Origin of the sequence: Shinella sp. SUS2 (assembly GCF_001262505.1) — a bacterium.
Taxonomy (GTDB): domain Bacteria; phylum Pseudomonadota; class Alphaproteobacteria; order Rhizobiales; family Rhizobiaceae; genus Shinella.
Genome location: NZ_KQ410730.1, coordinates 239,002 through 253,616, shown reverse-complemented (window position 1 = coordinate 253,616; position 14,615 = coordinate 239,002). Strand labels below are relative to the sequence as shown.

The 14,615-nt window shown below is 66.3% G+C and carries 12 protein-coding genes; 10 read left to right on the top strand and 2 right to left on the bottom strand.

Going from position 1 to position 14,615, the window contains the following annotated elements; genetic code table 11:
* Positions 1-40 precede the first annotated feature (40 nt).
* Together AKG11_RS14705 and AKG11_RS14700 are read left to right on the top strand one after the other, a co-directional pair.
* Positions 41-2,752, top strand: coding sequence for an ABC transporter transmembrane domain-containing protein (locus tag AKG11_RS14705; protein WP_024270293.1), 2,712 nt, complete (start codon positions 41-43; stop codon positions 2,750-2,752).
* 47 nt (positions 2,753-2,799) lie between these two features.
* The gene (locus AKG11_RS14700; protein ID WP_023512973.1) at positions 2,800-3,219 is read left to right on the top strand and encodes a cyclic nucleotide-binding domain-containing protein; all 420 of its coding nucleotides are present in this window, start codon (positions 2,800-2,802) and stop codon (positions 3,217-3,219) included.
* A 506-nt stretch (positions 3,220-3,725) separates the two neighbouring features.
* Here the strand turns inward: AKG11_RS14700 and AKG11_RS14695 are convergent.
* Positions 3,726-4,460: a polysaccharide deacetylase family protein gene (locus tag AKG11_RS14695; protein WP_050744388.1), complete on the bottom strand. Its 735-nt coding sequence runs from the start codon at positions 4,458-4,460 to the stop codon at positions 3,726-3,728.
* The gene (locus tag AKG11_RS14690; protein WP_050744387.1) at positions 4,457-5,554 is read right to left on the bottom strand and encodes a glycosyltransferase family 4 protein; all 1,098 of its coding nucleotides are present in this window, start codon (positions 5,552-5,554) and stop codon (positions 4,457-4,459) included. Before AKG11_RS14690 ends, AKG11_RS14695 begins: the two co-directional genes overlap by 4 nt.
* Before the next feature lie 221 nt (positions 5,555-5,775).
* Between AKG11_RS14690 and AKG11_RS14685 the strand changes: the two genes are divergently transcribed.
* The 8 genes from AKG11_RS14685 (at position 5,776) to AKG11_RS14650 (ending at position 14,485) form a co-directional block, all read left to right on the top strand.
* Complete coding sequence (locus AKG11_RS14685; RefSeq protein ID WP_050744386.1) at positions 5,776-7,119, top strand: nucleotide sugar dehydrogenase; 1,344 nt, start codon at positions 5,776-5,778, stop codon at positions 7,117-7,119.
* Positions 7,120-7,130: 11 nt separating this feature from the next.
* Entirely contained in the window at positions 7,131-7,616 is a 486-nt protein-coding gene (locus AKG11_RS14680) for a class I SAM-dependent methyltransferase (protein ID WP_050744385.1), read from the top strand.
* A gap of 5 nt (positions 7,617-7,621) precedes the next feature.
* Positions 7,622-9,265, top strand: coding sequence for a metallophosphoesterase family protein (locus AKG11_RS14675; RefSeq protein WP_050744384.1), 1,644 nt, complete (start codon positions 7,622-7,624; stop codon positions 9,263-9,265).
* Between the two features lie 119 nt (positions 9,266-9,384).
* Positions 9,385-10,329, top strand: a complete 945-nt coding sequence (locus AKG11_RS14670) for a hypothetical protein (protein WP_245290157.1) — start codon at positions 9,385-9,387, stop codon at positions 10,327-10,329.
* Positions 10,326-11,201 carry a HesA/MoeB/ThiF family protein gene (locus tag AKG11_RS14665; RefSeq protein WP_050744382.1) on the top strand — a complete coding sequence of 292 codons (876 nt, stop codon included), beginning with the start codon at positions 10,326-10,328 and terminating at the stop codon, positions 11,199-11,201. The genes AKG11_RS14670 and AKG11_RS14665 overlap by 4 nt, the downstream gene beginning before the upstream one ends.
* Positions 11,198-12,400 carry a hypothetical protein gene (locus AKG11_RS14660; protein ID WP_050744381.1) on the top strand — a complete coding sequence of 401 codons (1,203 nt, stop codon included), beginning with the start codon at positions 11,198-11,200 and terminating at the stop codon, positions 12,398-12,400. Before AKG11_RS14665 ends, AKG11_RS14660 begins: the two co-directional genes overlap by 4 nt.
* Complete coding sequence (locus AKG11_RS14655; protein ID WP_050744380.1) at positions 12,384-13,487, top strand: GNAT family N-acetyltransferase; 1,104 nt, start codon at positions 12,384-12,386, stop codon at positions 13,485-13,487. The genes AKG11_RS14660 and AKG11_RS14655 overlap by 17 nt, the downstream gene beginning before the upstream one ends.
* Positions 13,484-14,485 carry a hypothetical protein gene (locus tag AKG11_RS14650; protein ID WP_050744379.1) on the top strand — a complete coding sequence of 334 codons (1,002 nt, stop codon included), beginning with the start codon at positions 13,484-13,486 and terminating at the stop codon, positions 14,483-14,485. Before AKG11_RS14655 ends, AKG11_RS14650 begins: the two co-directional genes overlap by 4 nt.
* The last annotated feature ends 130 nt before the right edge of the window (positions 14,486-14,615 follow it).

Genomic DNA, 14,615 nt, shown 5'->3' with positions numbered 1-14,615 from the left:
TTCACACGAGACAGCGGCCTTTCACGCACAGAAGCTCTTCATGGAAAAAAGCCTCGCCCGGTACATTTGGGTCCACACCCGGCCGCAGCAGCTCGCGATCCTGCTGATCGTCGCCCTGTCCATGATTCCCTACTATCTGGCCTTCGACCTGCCCAAGCAGATCGTCAACGGCCCGATCCAGGGGACGGGATTCGAGCAGCCCGGCAACACCCAGCTCTTCATGCCGATCGCCTTCGACCTGCCGTTCTTCGGCCATGTCGAGCTTTTCGCGGGCCTGCCGCTGGAGCGCATGCCCTCGCTGCTCGCCCTCAGCCTGACGTTCCTCGTGCTCGTCATCATCAACGGCCTGTTCAAGTATTTCATCAACACCTACAAGGGCCGCCTCGGCGAGCGGCTGCTGCGGCGCATCCGCTACGAACTCGTCGATCGCATCCTGCGTTTCCCGCCGCGCTATTTCAAGCACATCAAGGCCGGCGAAGTTTCCTCCATGGTCAAGGACGAGGTGGAACCGCTCGGCGGCTTCACCGCGGATGCCTTCGTGCAGCCGGCGCTGCTCGGCGGCCAGGCGCTGACGGCGCTGATCTTCATCTTCATCCAGCATTTCTGGCTCGGCTTCATCGCCTTCGCGATGGCGATGATCCAGGTCGGCATCATCCCGCGCATGCGTCGCCGGCTCATCGAGCTCGGCCGCGAGCGCCAGCTTACCGCCCGCCAGCTCGCCGGGCGCGTGGCGGAAATCGTCGACGGCATCGACACGATCCATGCCTACGACACCTCGAACTACGAGCGCGCCGACATCGCCGCCCGGCTCGGCCGCATCTTCAAGATCCGTTACGACATCTACCAGTGGAAGTTCCTGGTCAAATTCCTCAACAACTTCCTCGCCCAGCTGACGCCCTTCCTGTTCTACTGCATCGGCGGCTACCTCACGATCGTCGGCAGGCTCGACGTTGGCCAGCTCGTCGCCGTCATCAACGCCTACAAGGAGCTTCCGGGGCCGCTGAAGGAGCTGATCGACTGGGAGCTGGTGCGCCAGGACGTGCAGGTGAAGTACGAGCAGGTCGTCGAGCAGTTTGAAGCCGATGAAATGATCGCCCCGGAAATCCAGGCGATCGATGCGGAGAGCCAGCCGGCGCTGAACCATCCGCTCAGCACCACGAATCTCCTGATCGACGACGATATCGGCGGGCGGGCCCTGGAGCATGTTACGGTCAAGATCGCGCCCGGCGAGACCGTCGCCATCATCGGCACGGCGGCGAGCGGCGGCGATCGTCTTGCCGAGGTGCTGGCGCGCGTCGTCTGGCCGGCCGGCGGCAAGGTGACGGCGGGTGACGACGACCTCTTCAGCCTGCCTGAGGCCGTGACTGGCCGGCGCATCTCCTATGTCTCGCCTGACGCCTATTTCTTCCATGGCAGCCTGCAGGACAACCTGCTCTACGGCCTCAAGCACGCACCGATCGAGCCGGCCGTCTACAAGGGGCAGGAGGCCGACCAGCGCAAGTGGGACGTGCTGGAGGCGCGCCGCTCCGGCAATCCGGATTTCGACCTCAACGGCAACTGGATCGACCTCGCCACGCTCAATGCCAACGGCACGGACGGGCTGTTCGGCGCGATGATGGCGGTGATGGACGTGGTGGAGCTGTCCGACGACGTGCTGCAGCTGGCGCTGCATTCCTCGATCGCGGTCAACAACAATCCCGATTTCGCCGCCCAGATCGTCGAGATGCGCCATGACCTTCGCGAGGAGCTGAACCGCCGCGACCTCAACAGCCTCATCGTGCCGTTCCGCGACAACGAGTACAACACCGAGGCACCGGTCGCCGAAAACCTGTTCTTCGGCATGATGCCGGATCCGAAGGCTTCCACCAGGGCCATCGTCAAAACGCCCTATTTCCGCAACATCATGCGCGAGAGCGGGCTTGGCGAGGCGCTGTTCGAGATGGGCAAGGGCATTGCGGAGAGCACGGTGGAGCTCTTCAAGGACCTGCCGCCCGACCACCCGTTCTTCGAACAGCTGACCTTCATGCGGGCGGACGAGATTCCGACCTATCAGCACCTCCTCCAGAAGCTGCGGCACAATGCCGCACCCAGCGAGGAAGACAGGATTGCGCTGATCAGGCTCAGCTTCTTCTATGTCGAGCCACGGCACCGCTTCGGCGTGCTCGACGAGACGCTGATGCGCAAGATCGTCGAGGTGCGCCACCAGTTCCACGCGAACCTGCCGGTGGAACTGCAGACCCATATTGAACGTTACAATCCGAATGCCTATCTGACATCGGGAACGCTGGTCGACAATATCGTGTTCGGCAAGCTCAACCATCGCTTCAGCGACGCGATTTCCAAGCTCAGGGAGATCGGTGGGGAGCTTCTGGCCAAGCGGCCGGAACTCTACCGCGCGTTGATGGCGTTGGGGCTGGAATCGAATATCGGGACCGGTGGCCGGCGACTGAACAGCCTGCAGCGCCTGAAGCTGGGCCTTGCCCGCGCCCTCATCCGCCGCTCTGACTACTACATCTTCAACCGGGCGTTCTCGGGCGTCGACCACCACCTCCAGGAGCACATCGTGGAGGCGGCCCTTGCGTTCCTGGCCAAGAGCGGTGATAATCCAGCCGTTGTCTGGGTTTTGTCAAATACCCCGCTTGCAAAACACTTTAAAAGAGTGCTTGCTTTTGATGGCGGAAGTTTGGTGGAAGACGGAACCTACGAAACGATCGTCGAAAGTGGTACGGTATACAAGCAACTGATAGCATGACTGGTATGAAGTGATCAGATAACCGGAATTCGAGGCGGTTGACTGTTATGATCTTGAACGACGAAGTGCAGATGTTACGACGGGTGCCGCTGTTCTCGGGCATCGACGCAGGCAAGCTGAAACTGCTCGCCTTCGCTTCGGACCGCGTCAGCTACCGTGAGGGCCAGGAGCTCTTCCATCAGGGCGATGAAGGCGATGCCGCCTATGTCGTTCTGTCGGGCGTCGTCGATGTCTACAAGGAAGGCCCCTCAGGAGACGAGAAGATCGCATCGACCGGCAGTTGCTCGGTCGTCGGCGAAATCGCCATCCTCTGCGGCACGACCCGCAATGCCACCGTCAAGGCCTCCACGGTCGTGGAAGCGTTGCGCATTCGCAAGGATTGCTTCCTCAAGGTTCTCTCGTCCTGCCCCCGCAGCATGGCCGAAACCATGCGCGTGATGGGCGAGCGGCTCGCAACCGCGCACTGAGGACCTCTCCGTCGGCCTTGCCTGCCGGCATTTCCTGAACGTCCCCTTCGGGTCGGCCAGATTGCTGTTGCGTGCGTCCACGCAACAGGCGTTCTCATCCTTTTCCGATAGCCTTTCGCGAAGGCATTCCGTTACCGGACTTTTCGCGGCTGTGAATGGAAAACCCGTTCCGCGAAGCAGCGAAGCACCTTGCGGCGCGGGCTGGATTTGCCAAGGAATTGCGGCAGAAACAAGGGACTAGTCCCCTCACCCCGCTCTCGCGTCTTTCATATTTCTGTGATCATCCGTTCACCGTCTGCAAGGCCGTGGTTTGCGCAAGTCGCCCGGCGCAGCGGCGGCGGGCGACTTGCGACCGGCATTTCCCGCTGGAAACCCTGGGCCGTCCGACGGTGAAGCGCTCCGCCCTGCCGGGAGGCGGGTGGTCACGGAACAAGACGTCTCTTCCTTTCCTGGCGAGCCGGACGGCAGCAAAAAATGAAGCGGCGGCACTGGAAGAGGATACTACCCTACCCGACGAGGTCTCCCGCGCGGGCCCAGACGCAGCCCGCCGTCCCGGCGGTCGCCTCGAAAATCAGCGCCATCAGCGCCCACGCGGCTGCGTCGTGCACGAGGTGGTGGGTCAGGAGGCCGATCGGGCCGTCGTGGGCCTGCGACAGGCGCACGAGATCGGCAATCACCGCCTCGGCCGGCCGGGCACCCCGCGTGCCGCGCCAGTCGATGATGTCCACATGCGTGTTGAGCACAGCGAGCGGTGCCGGCTTTTCCGGACCGAAGACGGAGAGCGCCTTGAAACCAAGGGACGGCAGGCCGCCGACAACGGCAGGTGCGATGCGGTTCCACGGCGGCACCAGCATGGGCACGAAGCGGCCGGCATGGAGCGTGGAAAGGTGTTTGAAGCCCTGCTCAAGCTCGGCAAGGACCGTTTCCGCCGGGCGATGGGCGCCGAGCTCCTGGTTCTTCTCCCCTGGCCCCGCATGGTTTGCATGCGCCCAGCCATGCACCGCCACCTGCGCCTGCGGGGCTTCGGCCAGCCGCGCCGCGAGTGCCGCACCTGTGAAGGCCGGGATGACCGCGATGAGCACGGGCACCGCGTGGCGCTCCGTCAGCGCCAGCAACGTGTCGAGCGCTGCTGTGGGCTCCACGGCGTCGTCGTCGCGCAGCCACAGCCTCAGCGGCTTTCCCGCCGCGGCCCGGCGGGCGATTTCTTCCACGAGGGGTTTTGCGCTGGCTGGCGGCGTCATCCTGTCTCTCCTACAGCTTTCCGCACGATGGCGTCGAGCGCCGCGGCGGCGGCCGGCAGCGAATGCTCGGCCAGCACGCGGGCGCGGGCGTTGTGGGCAAGACGCCGGCGTTCCGCTGCGTCGTCCATGAGGGCCGCGATGGCCGCCGCATAGGCAGCATGATCGCCCGGCGCGGTGAGGCGCCCCGTCTTGCCGTCCTCGACCACCTCCGGAACGCCCGCCGTCCGCAGGGCGACGACGGGAAGGCCGGCGGCCTGCGCCTCCAGATAGGCGAGCCCATAGGCTTCGCCGCAGCCCGGCCAGACATAGAGCGCGCCCTCGGCCAGGATCTCTGCCACAGCGGCCTGCGGCTTCTGCCCCAGCCAGGCGATGCGCCCGTCGCCGATGCCGGAAAACAGTGCTTCCACCTCGCCCCGCAGCGGCCCGTCGCCCACCACCGAAAGGCGCCAGGGCCTGTCCTCGACCAGCCGCAGCGCCGCAGCAAGCGCGCGAAAGCTCTCCAGCTTGTCGCCGGCCCGCATCATGGCCACGGTGACGAGATGGCCCGGCTGTGGCCGCGGGGTCTGACCTGTGAACGGTGCGGCGTCGATGAAGGGTTTCAGCGGCGCAATGACCGCCTCCGGCGTGGCGGCGGCAAGGCCCGCCCGGTCGCGGGCGGTGAGCCCGATATTGACGGCGGCGCCGCGGACGGCGTCCAGGACGCGCGCCTGCATGTCGGCCCAGATGCCGATATTGCGGCGCCCGGAATAGGAGGCTTCGGCCGTGGCATAGGCGATGCCGAAACGTTCGCAGAGCGCGGGGCCGATCAGGTCCGGCGCCTTGTAGTAGGGGTGGTAGCAGAACCAGAGGTCCGGCGCCCCTTCCGCCCGCCAGAGCGCCGAAAGCCGCTCGACCTCGGCCGCAGCCTGCGCCGTGAGCGCCGCATAGGCCGCTGCGTCATCGCTGTCGCCGCAAAAGGCGCGCAGCTCCGAGGCGAGCGCCACTGCATGGCCGGCGTGGCCGAGGCATGCGAGAAGCTGGCGGGCCATCAACCGGTCGCCCGAGGGCACGGGGTGGTGGGGCGATTTCAGCGGGGCGTAGAATGCGATCTTCATGCTCGCCCGCGGGCCCTTTCTGCTTGTCGTCCGGGTGCCGCAAGCACGGCGCGCGTTGTGGAACAGCTCGCTGCGCACCGTGTTGCCGCAGCATTGCGGGCGGGTCGGAAACCGGCCCACGGACCTCGCATCCATCCCTCGCCCCGTTCGGGCTAGGGTTGACAGGCTGGCCAAACTCTCCCATCTCAACGCGCGGTCCTGTATATGTGCGCGGAGTGCCGATGCCAACTGCCTTGCTTTCCCACGAGACGCTGCTGGCCCGAATAACGTCTCGCGGGGCCCGCGTCGGCATTGTCGGCCTCGGCTATGTCGGCCTGCCGCTCGCCATCACCGCTGCCCGTGCCGGCTTTACCGTGACGGGTTTCGATATCGACCCGGGCAAGATCACCGCGATCGAGGCCGGGCGCAGCTATATCGAGGCGGTGCCGAGTGACATTCTCGACGCGGAGCATCGCGCCGGCCGCTTTGCCGCGACGAGCGATTTCTCCCGGCTCGGTGAATGCGATATCATCGCCATCTGCGTGCCGACGCCGCTGACGCGTCACCGCGATCCCGACATGCGCTATGTCGAGCAGACCTGCCGCGACATCGCCGCGACGCTTCGCCCCGGCCAGCTCGTCGTTCTGGAATCGACCACCTATCCCGGCACGACCGACGGCCTGGTGCGTCGCACGCTGGAGGCCGGTGGCCTGAAATCCGGCACGGATTTCTTCCTCGGCTTCTCGCCGGAGCGGGAGGACCCCGGCAACCGCGAATTCCAGACCTCGACCATCCCGAAGGTCGTCGCCGGCGACGGCGATACGGCGCAGGCGCTCGTCACCGCCTTCTACGGCGCGGTGGTCAAGACGGTCGTGCCCGTCTCCTCCACCGCCACGGCGGAAGCGGTGAAGCTGACGGAGAACATCTTTCGCGCCGTGAATATCGCCTTGGTGAACGAGCTGAAGGTCGTCTACGAGGCCATGGGGATCGACATCTGGGAGGTGATCGACGCCGCCAGTTCGAAACCCTTCGGCTACATGCCCTTCTATCCGGGCCCGGGCCTCGGCGGCCATTGCATCCCGATCGATCCCTTCTACCTCACCTGGGCCTCGCGCGCCCACGAGCTGCCGACCCGCTTCATCGAGTTGGCCGGCGAGATCAATTCGGCCATGCCCCGCCATGTGGTGGCGAGGCTGGCCGAAGCGCTCGACCGGCGCGCCGGCAAGGCGCTGAGCCGCTCGAAGGTGCTGGTGATCGGCCTTGCCTACAAGAAGAACGTGCCCGACATCCGCGAAAGCCCCTCGCTGAAGCTGATCGAGCTGATCGAGGAGCGCGGCGGTTCGGCAAGCTACTATGACCCGCATGTGCCGGAGATACCGCCGACCCGCGAATACGGCGCGTTCCGCGGCCACCCGTCGGCTTCCTGGAACGAGGCGGATATCCGTGCCTTCGACGCGATCCTCATCGCCACCGACCATGACGATGTCGACTATGCGGCGCTCGCCGAATGGGGCGCGCTGATCGTCGACACGCGCAACGTCTTTGCCCGGCGCGGCATCGCCGCCGATACGATCCTCAAGGCCTGAGATTTTCCTGCATGAGCCGTCTCGAAAGCTTCATCCGCCGCATGTCCGCCCAGCGCGACGTCATCGATCATGTCGCGCAGAACCTGCCGCTGCCGGACGACGGCGCGATCCTCGAAATCGGCCTTGGCAACGGCCGCACCTTCGATCACCTGCGCGAAAAATTCCCCGGCCGGCGCATCGTCGCCTTCGACCGGGCGCTCGGCGCGCATTCCTCCTCCACACCGCCACCGGGCGACCTGGTGCTCGGGGAAATCGTCGAGACGGCAAGGGCTTTTGCCGGCACGAATGCCGCGCTCGTCCATGCCGATATCGGCACCGGTTATGACGACAAGGACGCGGTCACGCTGACCTGGCTGCCGGATGTCGTCGCCCGCGCGCTCGGCACCGCCGGCGTTGCCATCAGCGGCCTGCCGCTCGACCATGCCGCACTGGAGCCTCTGGCGCTGCCCGCCTCCGTCGACAGCAAGCGCTACTTCCTCTATCGCAGGCGGGCCTGAGCCCCATGGCCCGCGTCGCCGTCATCGCGGACGCCCATTTCCACGATATCGAAGGCGACTATGATTTTCCCGGCATCGTCGTGAACGGACGAAGGCTGACGGTGCGCACCTTCGCCGATACCGTCCGCTCCACCCGTGTCTACAACGAGAGTTTCGCCGCCCTGCCCGCGGCGCTCGACCGGATCGTCGCCATGGGCATCCGCCATGTCGTGCTGCTCGGCGACTATACGGATGACGGCCAGCGCGGCACGGTGGCGAGCCTCGTAGGGCTGCTCGCGGCCTATCGTGATCGTCATGGCCTCCGCTTCCATGCCACGCCCGGCAACCACGACGTCTTCGGCCCGCTCGGCAAGCATCATGACACCCGCTACGTGAATGCCGAGGGCGGCACGACGCTGGTGACGAGCGATGCGGAAAAGGCGGCGGAGGATCCGGGCCGTCCGGTCGTGACGGAGAAGATGTATTGCGACGGCGTGCTGGCGGGCATTCGCGCGCTCGGCGATTTCGGCTATTTCCGCCGTCCCGACGATCTTCATTTCGAAACGCCCTTCGGCACCCGCGATGCGCCGCCCGAGCGCGAGCATGACCTCCATTCCGCCGATGGCGGCACCGTGCGGCGGCTGATGGACGCCTCCTACCTGGTCGAGCCGGAAGACGGCCTGTGGCTCCTGATGATCGACGCCAATGTCTTCGAGCCGCGCAACGGCCGGCGCGACATCGCTCGCAAAAGGGCCTTTTTTGGCAGTTCCGATGCCGGCTGGAACGCGCTCCTGCGCGTGAAACCCTATCTCCTTGCCTGGATCGCCGACGTCGCGGCGCGGGCGGAACGCGATGGCAAGACGCTCCTCGCCTTCTCGCACTACCCCGTTCTCGACCCGTTCGAGGACGAGACGGACAGCGAGCGCGCCCTCTTCGGCGAAACGATCGTGGCGAAGCGCACGCCGTGCCCGATCGTTGCCGAGACGCTCGCCGCCGGCGGCCTGTCGCTGCATTTCAGCGGCCACCTGCATGTCGAGGCCCGCACGCGCCATTCGGCCGATGGCCGCAGCCTCGTCAATATCGCCGTACCCTCGCTCGTTGCCTTTCCCGCCGGCTTCGTCGTGGTCGAGACGGGAGACGGGGCGCCGTCGGTCGAGACCGTCTCGCTTGCCGAGGCGCCGCTCGATGCCGATCTACTCGCGCTCTACCGGACTGAGCAGGCCCGCGCCGGCCTTGCCCCCGACCCGGCGCTTGCCGCGCGTAACTATGGGGATTTCCTGCACCGCCACATGCGCGCCCTCGTCGTCCAGCGCTTCCTGCCACGGGAATGGCCGGCAGAGATGGCGGAACTGGCGCGCGGCATGACGCTCGCCGGTCTCTCCCGGCTGATGGCAGGGGGAACGTCGCCGGCCGGTCTCGACATCGCGCCGCTGGAGGCCATCCCTCTCCTCGACCTCGTCGTCGACTGGTATTGCCTGCGCCAGTCGCCGGCTGCCGCACCGTCCTATATCGCCCCCGACAGGTTCGCCTGCTACCGGTCTCTGGCCGATCACTTCGGCGGCTTCACGCTGGCGGCCGAGGACGGGCCCAGGCGGTTCTTCGCCATTTTTCTTGGCGTTCTCGGCCGGAGTTTGGAGCGGGCGTCAAGGGAGGCGGGGCGTTCGGCCTGAGGAGGAGCGTGGCGCACGATACCCCCTTACAAACCGCCTATCCTCCGCGTTAAACCAAATCTTACCTCTCGACCGCCACTATGCGCGGCCAGCCCGCCTCTCGTTTCCGGATCGGTCCCTTGTACAACCTCCTGTCGGTCGTCCTGAAGAAGCGCCTCGACCTCGATCTCAAGACCTCGGCCGATTTTCGCGCCCGGATCGTCGAGTTTCCGGGCCTGTGGATGAACGAGCGCGAGCTCGGCGCGCTCAGGGCCGATCTCCTGAAGGTCGCCGGCCGCGCGGTGCCGCATGGCGATCTCGACTACGGCGTCTTTTCGGCGCGCGAGGACGTGCTCCAGCGCACCATCGTCACGCTGGTCTACCGCGTTTCCGACGGCACGCCCGTCGCCTTCAATGCGCTGCCGGTCCTCTCGCTCTCGCTGTCGGGCAAGCCCGTCGAGGTGCTGCATCTCGGGCTGGTGATGATCGACCCGACGGTGCGCAGCCAGGGTCTTTCCTGGGTGCTCTACGGCCTCACCTGTTTCCTGCTTTTCCTGCGCAACCAGCTCCGGCCGCTCTGGATCTCCAACGTCACGCAGGTTCCCGCCGTCGCCGGCATGGTGGCGGAAACCTTTTCCGACGTCTTTCCCTCGCCGAGCCGCGGCGCGCGGCGCTCGCTGCGCCAGCAGATGATCGCGACGGAGATCATGGCCGCGCACCGCCATGTCTTCGGCGTCGGCAAGGAGGCGGGCTTCGATGCCGACCGTTTCGTCATCACCGATGCCTATACCGGCGGCTCGGACAACCTGAAAAAGACCTTCGACGCCGCGCCAAAGCACCGCAAGGCGGAATACAACGATTTTTGCGCCGCCGAACTCGACTATGCCCGCGGCGACGACCTGTTGCAGATCGGCCAGCTCGATCTCAACGCCGCCCAGCGCTACCTCCTCGAAAGTGTGCCGCGCAACGCGCTCGGGCGCCTTGCGGTGGCGAGCTTCGTCATCCTCGTGCAGCGGCTGGTGCTGCCCCTCATGCACTGGGCCGACGGCCGCCGGCCCTGGGGCATATTGAGACCTTCCCGATGAGCTTTTCCTACGAGACCTTCACCACCCGCAATATCGGCTTCGTCAGCGAGGCGGAGCAGCGCCGGCTGCAAGAGGCGACCGTCTTCGTCTGCGGCACCGGCGGCATGGGGGGCGCAGCCATCCAGGCGCTGGTCCGCGCCGGCATCGGCCGGCTGGTGCTTGCCGATATCGACCGCTTCGAGATGTCCAACCTCAACCGTCAGGTCTTCTGCTTTGCCGATACGATCGGCCGGCAGAAGGCCGAGGCGACACGCGACCTCTGCCTGAAGATCAATCCGGATCTCGCCATCACCGTCTTCGGCCCGGACTGGACGGATCAGGTGGAGACGCTGGTCGCAAATGCCGACGTTGTCATCAACGGCACCGACGATCTCGGCGCGAGCCTCCTCCTCTACCGCACCGCGCGCCGCCACGACAAAACCGTCATCGACGCCTATGCCGCGCCGCTCCCCTCCATCTATGTGACGCGTGCGGAAGACCCGATGCCGGAAGAACGGCTCGGCTACCCGACGACTGGCACCGCCTGGAACGCGCTGACGCCCGACCAGCGTGCGGAGAGTTTTCTGCGCGAGGCGGAGCATGTGATGGTGCATTCCTCCTCCCGCCACCATGTCGACCTTGCGCTCGCCGGCGAGGTGGTGGCCGGCACGCGCAGCCGCATGTCCTTCGCCCCCATGGTCATCTCGACCGGCATGCTGATGGCCTACGAGGCGATCAACGCCGTGCTCGGCCGGCCGCACGGCGCCGATTGCCGCGGCTGGTTCTTCAATCCGCACGCCGGCCGCGTCGAGCGCCCGCGCAATGCGCTTTTCGCGGCGCTGCTGCGCCCGCTGGTGCGGCGCTTCATTCAGCGGCTGACGGCAAAACCATGATCCCGCCGACCATCGCCGACACGTTCATCTCGCTTGCCGCCTTCGCAGGGCTCATCGTCCTGATCCGCGCCATCCGTTCGTTCGATGCGGAAAGCCCGCTGACCCGCCGCTTCCTCTTCGGCCTGCGCGTGCTGGCGGCGCTGATGATCAGCCGCGTCTTCGCCTGGTGGACGGGTCTGTTCGTCTTCGAGGCTGCAACGATGATCGCCGCCGGCCTCGTGCCGCTCGCCACCGTCATCCTCGCCGAGGGCCTGATGCGCCGGCATGCGCCGCGCCTCACCAAATGGATCGCCGCCGGCGGCGCGGTAAGCTTCGCCGTGCTCGCCTTCCTGCCCGCCTCCTTCGCCGATCCCTGGCGGTTCCTTGGCCTCTTCCTCTACCAGCTCGTCACCTTCGCGCTCGCCGGCCACATGGCCGTGACGCGCGACCGCAAGAGCCTTTCCCGGGCGGAAAACCAGGCGGTGGACCGCATCGCGCTGTCGCTGCTGCTCATCCTGCCGCTGCTCGTCACGGATTTCCGCTCGACCTATATCGACCTGCCCGTCCGGCTCGGCGGCGTCGCCATCCTCTTCCTCTGCTGGCTGCTGATCAGCCTCGGCCAGCGCGCCACCAGCCACCGCGACACCGTCACCGCCTTCGTCATCCTCACCGCCGTCGCCCTCACCGCCGCGCTCGCCATCGGCATGGAGAACGGTTTTGACGCCGCCGCCTTTACGCGAACCGCCAGCGTCATCACCGCGGCGGCGCTGCTCGGCACCCTCTGGAACGACACGATCAGCCTGCGCACCGAACATCGCCGCCAGAGCCTCATCCGCCATCTTGCCGAAGACCGCATCGACGACACGCTGGGTTTCCTGAAGGAATTGCAGAACCATCCGCTGGTCGAGGGCGCGCTGCTGCTCGAGGAGGCGGCGCTTGCCGATCTCGACCTTGCCGGCCTCAAGACGCTGCTTTCCGCCCGTCCGCTGCTGCGCGCCACGGAAACGGCGGACCTTGCGCAAACCGACGCCGAACAGCTCGCCTGGCTCACCGAAAAATACGAGGCGACCCACTTGATGCTGGTTTCCCGAAAACCCTTCCGGCTGATCGCCCTCAACATGCCCTCCGTCTCCGCCACGCCCGGCGCCGAGACGGAGCTGAAGGTCGTCCAGCGCATGGCGCTTTTGATTTCGGAGAGGGCGCATGATCGAGATCCGTGAGGGCGACATCGACGCCTTCTTCGCCGCCCCCTTCGCCGCCTATGCCGGCACGCCCTATGTCTCGCCGATGAAAGGCGACCTCAGGCGCTTCCTCTCGGCGAAGACCAACCCGCTCTTCGAAACCCCTGACGATTTTTCCATCTTCACCGCCCATGACAACGGCGCGGTGCGCGGCCGCATCACCGCCCATGTGCACCGCGCCTCCAACACGCGTTTCGGCCTGAAACGCGGTTATTTCGGCTATTTCGACTGCGCCGACGACGAGCGCGTCGCCGCCGCGCTGCTGGAACGGACAGAAGACTGGGCGCGCCAGAAGGGCTTTTCGGAAATCCTCGGCAACTTCAACCTCACCGCCATGCAGCAGGCCGGCATCATGACCGGCGGCTTCGAACATGCGCCCTATACCGACCAGATCTGGGGCCCGCCGCACCTACCGCGCCTTCTGGAAAAGCGCGGTTACTCCCCGTCCTTCCCCATGACGACCTTCGAGATCGACATCCGCTCGGCACCCCTCGGCGGCATCCTCGACGGCGCGGAGATGCGGGCGCTGCGCGCCGACGGTTTTTCCTTCTCGCCGATCGAGCGGAAAACACTCGACCGGCGGCTGGAAGATTCCCGCCTCATCCTCAACGAGAGTTTTGCCGACAACCCGATGTTCGTGCCCGTCAGCCGCGCCGAATACGAATTCCAGGCGAAAGAGATGAAGTGGATCATGGACCCGCGCATCTCGGCCGTCGCGGAAAAGGATGGCAACCCCGCCGGCGCCGTCATCGCCATTCCCGACGTCAACCCGATGCTGAAGGCCATGGGCTCGCGCCTCGGCCTCTCCACGCCCTGGCACCTTATAAAACATCGGCTGAGACGCCGCCGCGCCGTCGTCATCTTCCAGGGCGTCAAGCCGGAATTCTGGGGCCGCGGCCTCAACCCGCTGATGCTCGCCCACATCCTCGGTGAGATGAAGCGGGCCGGTTACGAGACCGCCGGGGGCACCTGGATCGCCGATGCCAACGCCGCAAGCCTGCGCCAGGCGGAAAAAGCCGGCGCCCGCCCCATGCACCGGCTGCATCTCTTCGGAAAAACGCTGTGATCGACATCGCCACCCTCAAGACGCTCGCCGCCGAGGCCAACCGCGCGCCCTCCACGCACAACACCCAGCCTGCCCGCTTCGCGCTGGATGATGCCGGCCGCATCCTCGTGCTCGCTGATCTCTCCCGCCGCCTTGCCGTCGGCGACCCGACGAACCGCGACATGGGCCTTTCCTGCGGCGCGGCGCTCGAAGGCCTCGTCATGGCCTTTGCCGGCCGCGGCATCGGCGCCGAAGTCGAGGACCTTTGGCCTGCGGATATCCTGTGGCGCCCCGGTTATCGCCTCGCCGCCCGCCTCACTCCATCGGGCGCGGCGACCGCGCCTGATCTCGCCGCCTTCACCGAAAAACGCTTCACATGGCGCGGCCTGTTTTCACCCGCAACGCCGGAGACGCTGGCGGCCCTCGAAGCCTCAGTGCGGGGGAAAGACGACGTCACCTTCGCCGGCGGAAAGGATGCCCTCGCTTTCATCGCCGCACGCAACGACGCGGCAAGCCTCGCCGTCATGCGCGAACGTGCCTTCCGCGACGAGCTCGTCGCCTGGATGCGGCTTTCGCCGAACCGCCCCGCCTATAGGAGCGACGGCCTCAATCTCGACGCGCTGCGCATGGGCCGGCTGGAGGGCGCCGTGGCGCGAAAAATCCTCGCCTCTCCGCTCTTTTCCCTCGCCGACCGTCTCGGCCTCGCGGCATCGCTGGTCTCCGAGACCGCCAAGACGATGACGGCGGCGGCCTGCCTGCTCTTCCACCGTCCGGCAGGCGAAAGCCCGGTCGCGACGGGCCGGGCCTTCTACCGGTTCTGGCTGGATTTCACCCGCTTTGGCCTTGCCGGCTGGCCGATGGCGGTTCTGGCCGACGTACCCGCCGCCGCCGAGGCGATGGGACAGCGCTTTGCCGTTCCGGCGGGGCATCGGCTGATCAATGTGCTACGCGTCGGACCGGCGCCTTTCGTGACGACGAAGTACCGGTTGCCGGCGGAAGAGCTTGTGCTGGACGGCTGACGGCGACGCAGATTGCCCCTCATCCGGCTGCCGCCACCTTCTCCCCGCAAGCGGGGAGAAGGGCATCTGTGGCTACATTCTTCCTCACGCAAGGCGGTTTCATTTGCGGGAGGCCGGTGCATCCTTTTCC

What these genes read in the sequence shown, in the direction of transcription:
- AKG11_RS14705 (WP_024270293.1), top strand. Translation starts at nt 41, where the DNA reads ATGGAAAAAAGCCTCGCCCGGTACATTTGGGTCCACACCCGGCCGCAG.
- AKG11_RS14700 (WP_023512973.1), top strand. Translation starts at nt 2,800, where the DNA reads ATGATCTTGAACGACGAAGTGCAGATGTTACGACGGGTGCCGCTGTTC.
- AKG11_RS14695 (WP_050744388.1), bottom strand. Translation starts at nt 4,460, where the DNA reads ATGACGCCGCCAGCCAGCGCAAAACCCCTCGTGGAAGAAATCGCCCGC.
- AKG11_RS14690 (WP_050744387.1), bottom strand. Translation starts at nt 5,554, where the DNA reads ATGAAGATCGCATTCTACGCCCCGCTGAAATCGCCCCACCACCCCGTG.
- AKG11_RS14685 (WP_050744386.1), top strand. Translation starts at nt 5,776, where the DNA reads ATGCCAACTGCCTTGCTTTCCCACGAGACGCTGCTGGCCCGAATAACG.
- AKG11_RS14680 (WP_050744385.1), top strand. Translation starts at nt 7,131, where the DNA reads ATGAGCCGTCTCGAAAGCTTCATCCGCCGCATGTCCGCCCAGCGCGAC.
- AKG11_RS14675 (WP_050744384.1), top strand. Translation starts at nt 7,622, where the DNA reads ATGGCCCGCGTCGCCGTCATCGCGGACGCCCATTTCCACGATATCGAA.
- AKG11_RS14665 (WP_050744382.1), top strand. Translation starts at nt 10,326, where the DNA reads ATGAGCTTTTCCTACGAGACCTTCACCACCCGCAATATCGGCTTCGTC.
- AKG11_RS14660 (WP_050744381.1), top strand. Translation starts at nt 11,198, where the DNA reads ATGATCCCGCCGACCATCGCCGACACGTTCATCTCGCTTGCCGCCTTC.
- AKG11_RS14655 (WP_050744380.1), top strand. Translation starts at nt 12,384, where the DNA reads ATGATCGAGATCCGTGAGGGCGACATCGACGCCTTCTTCGCCGCCCCC.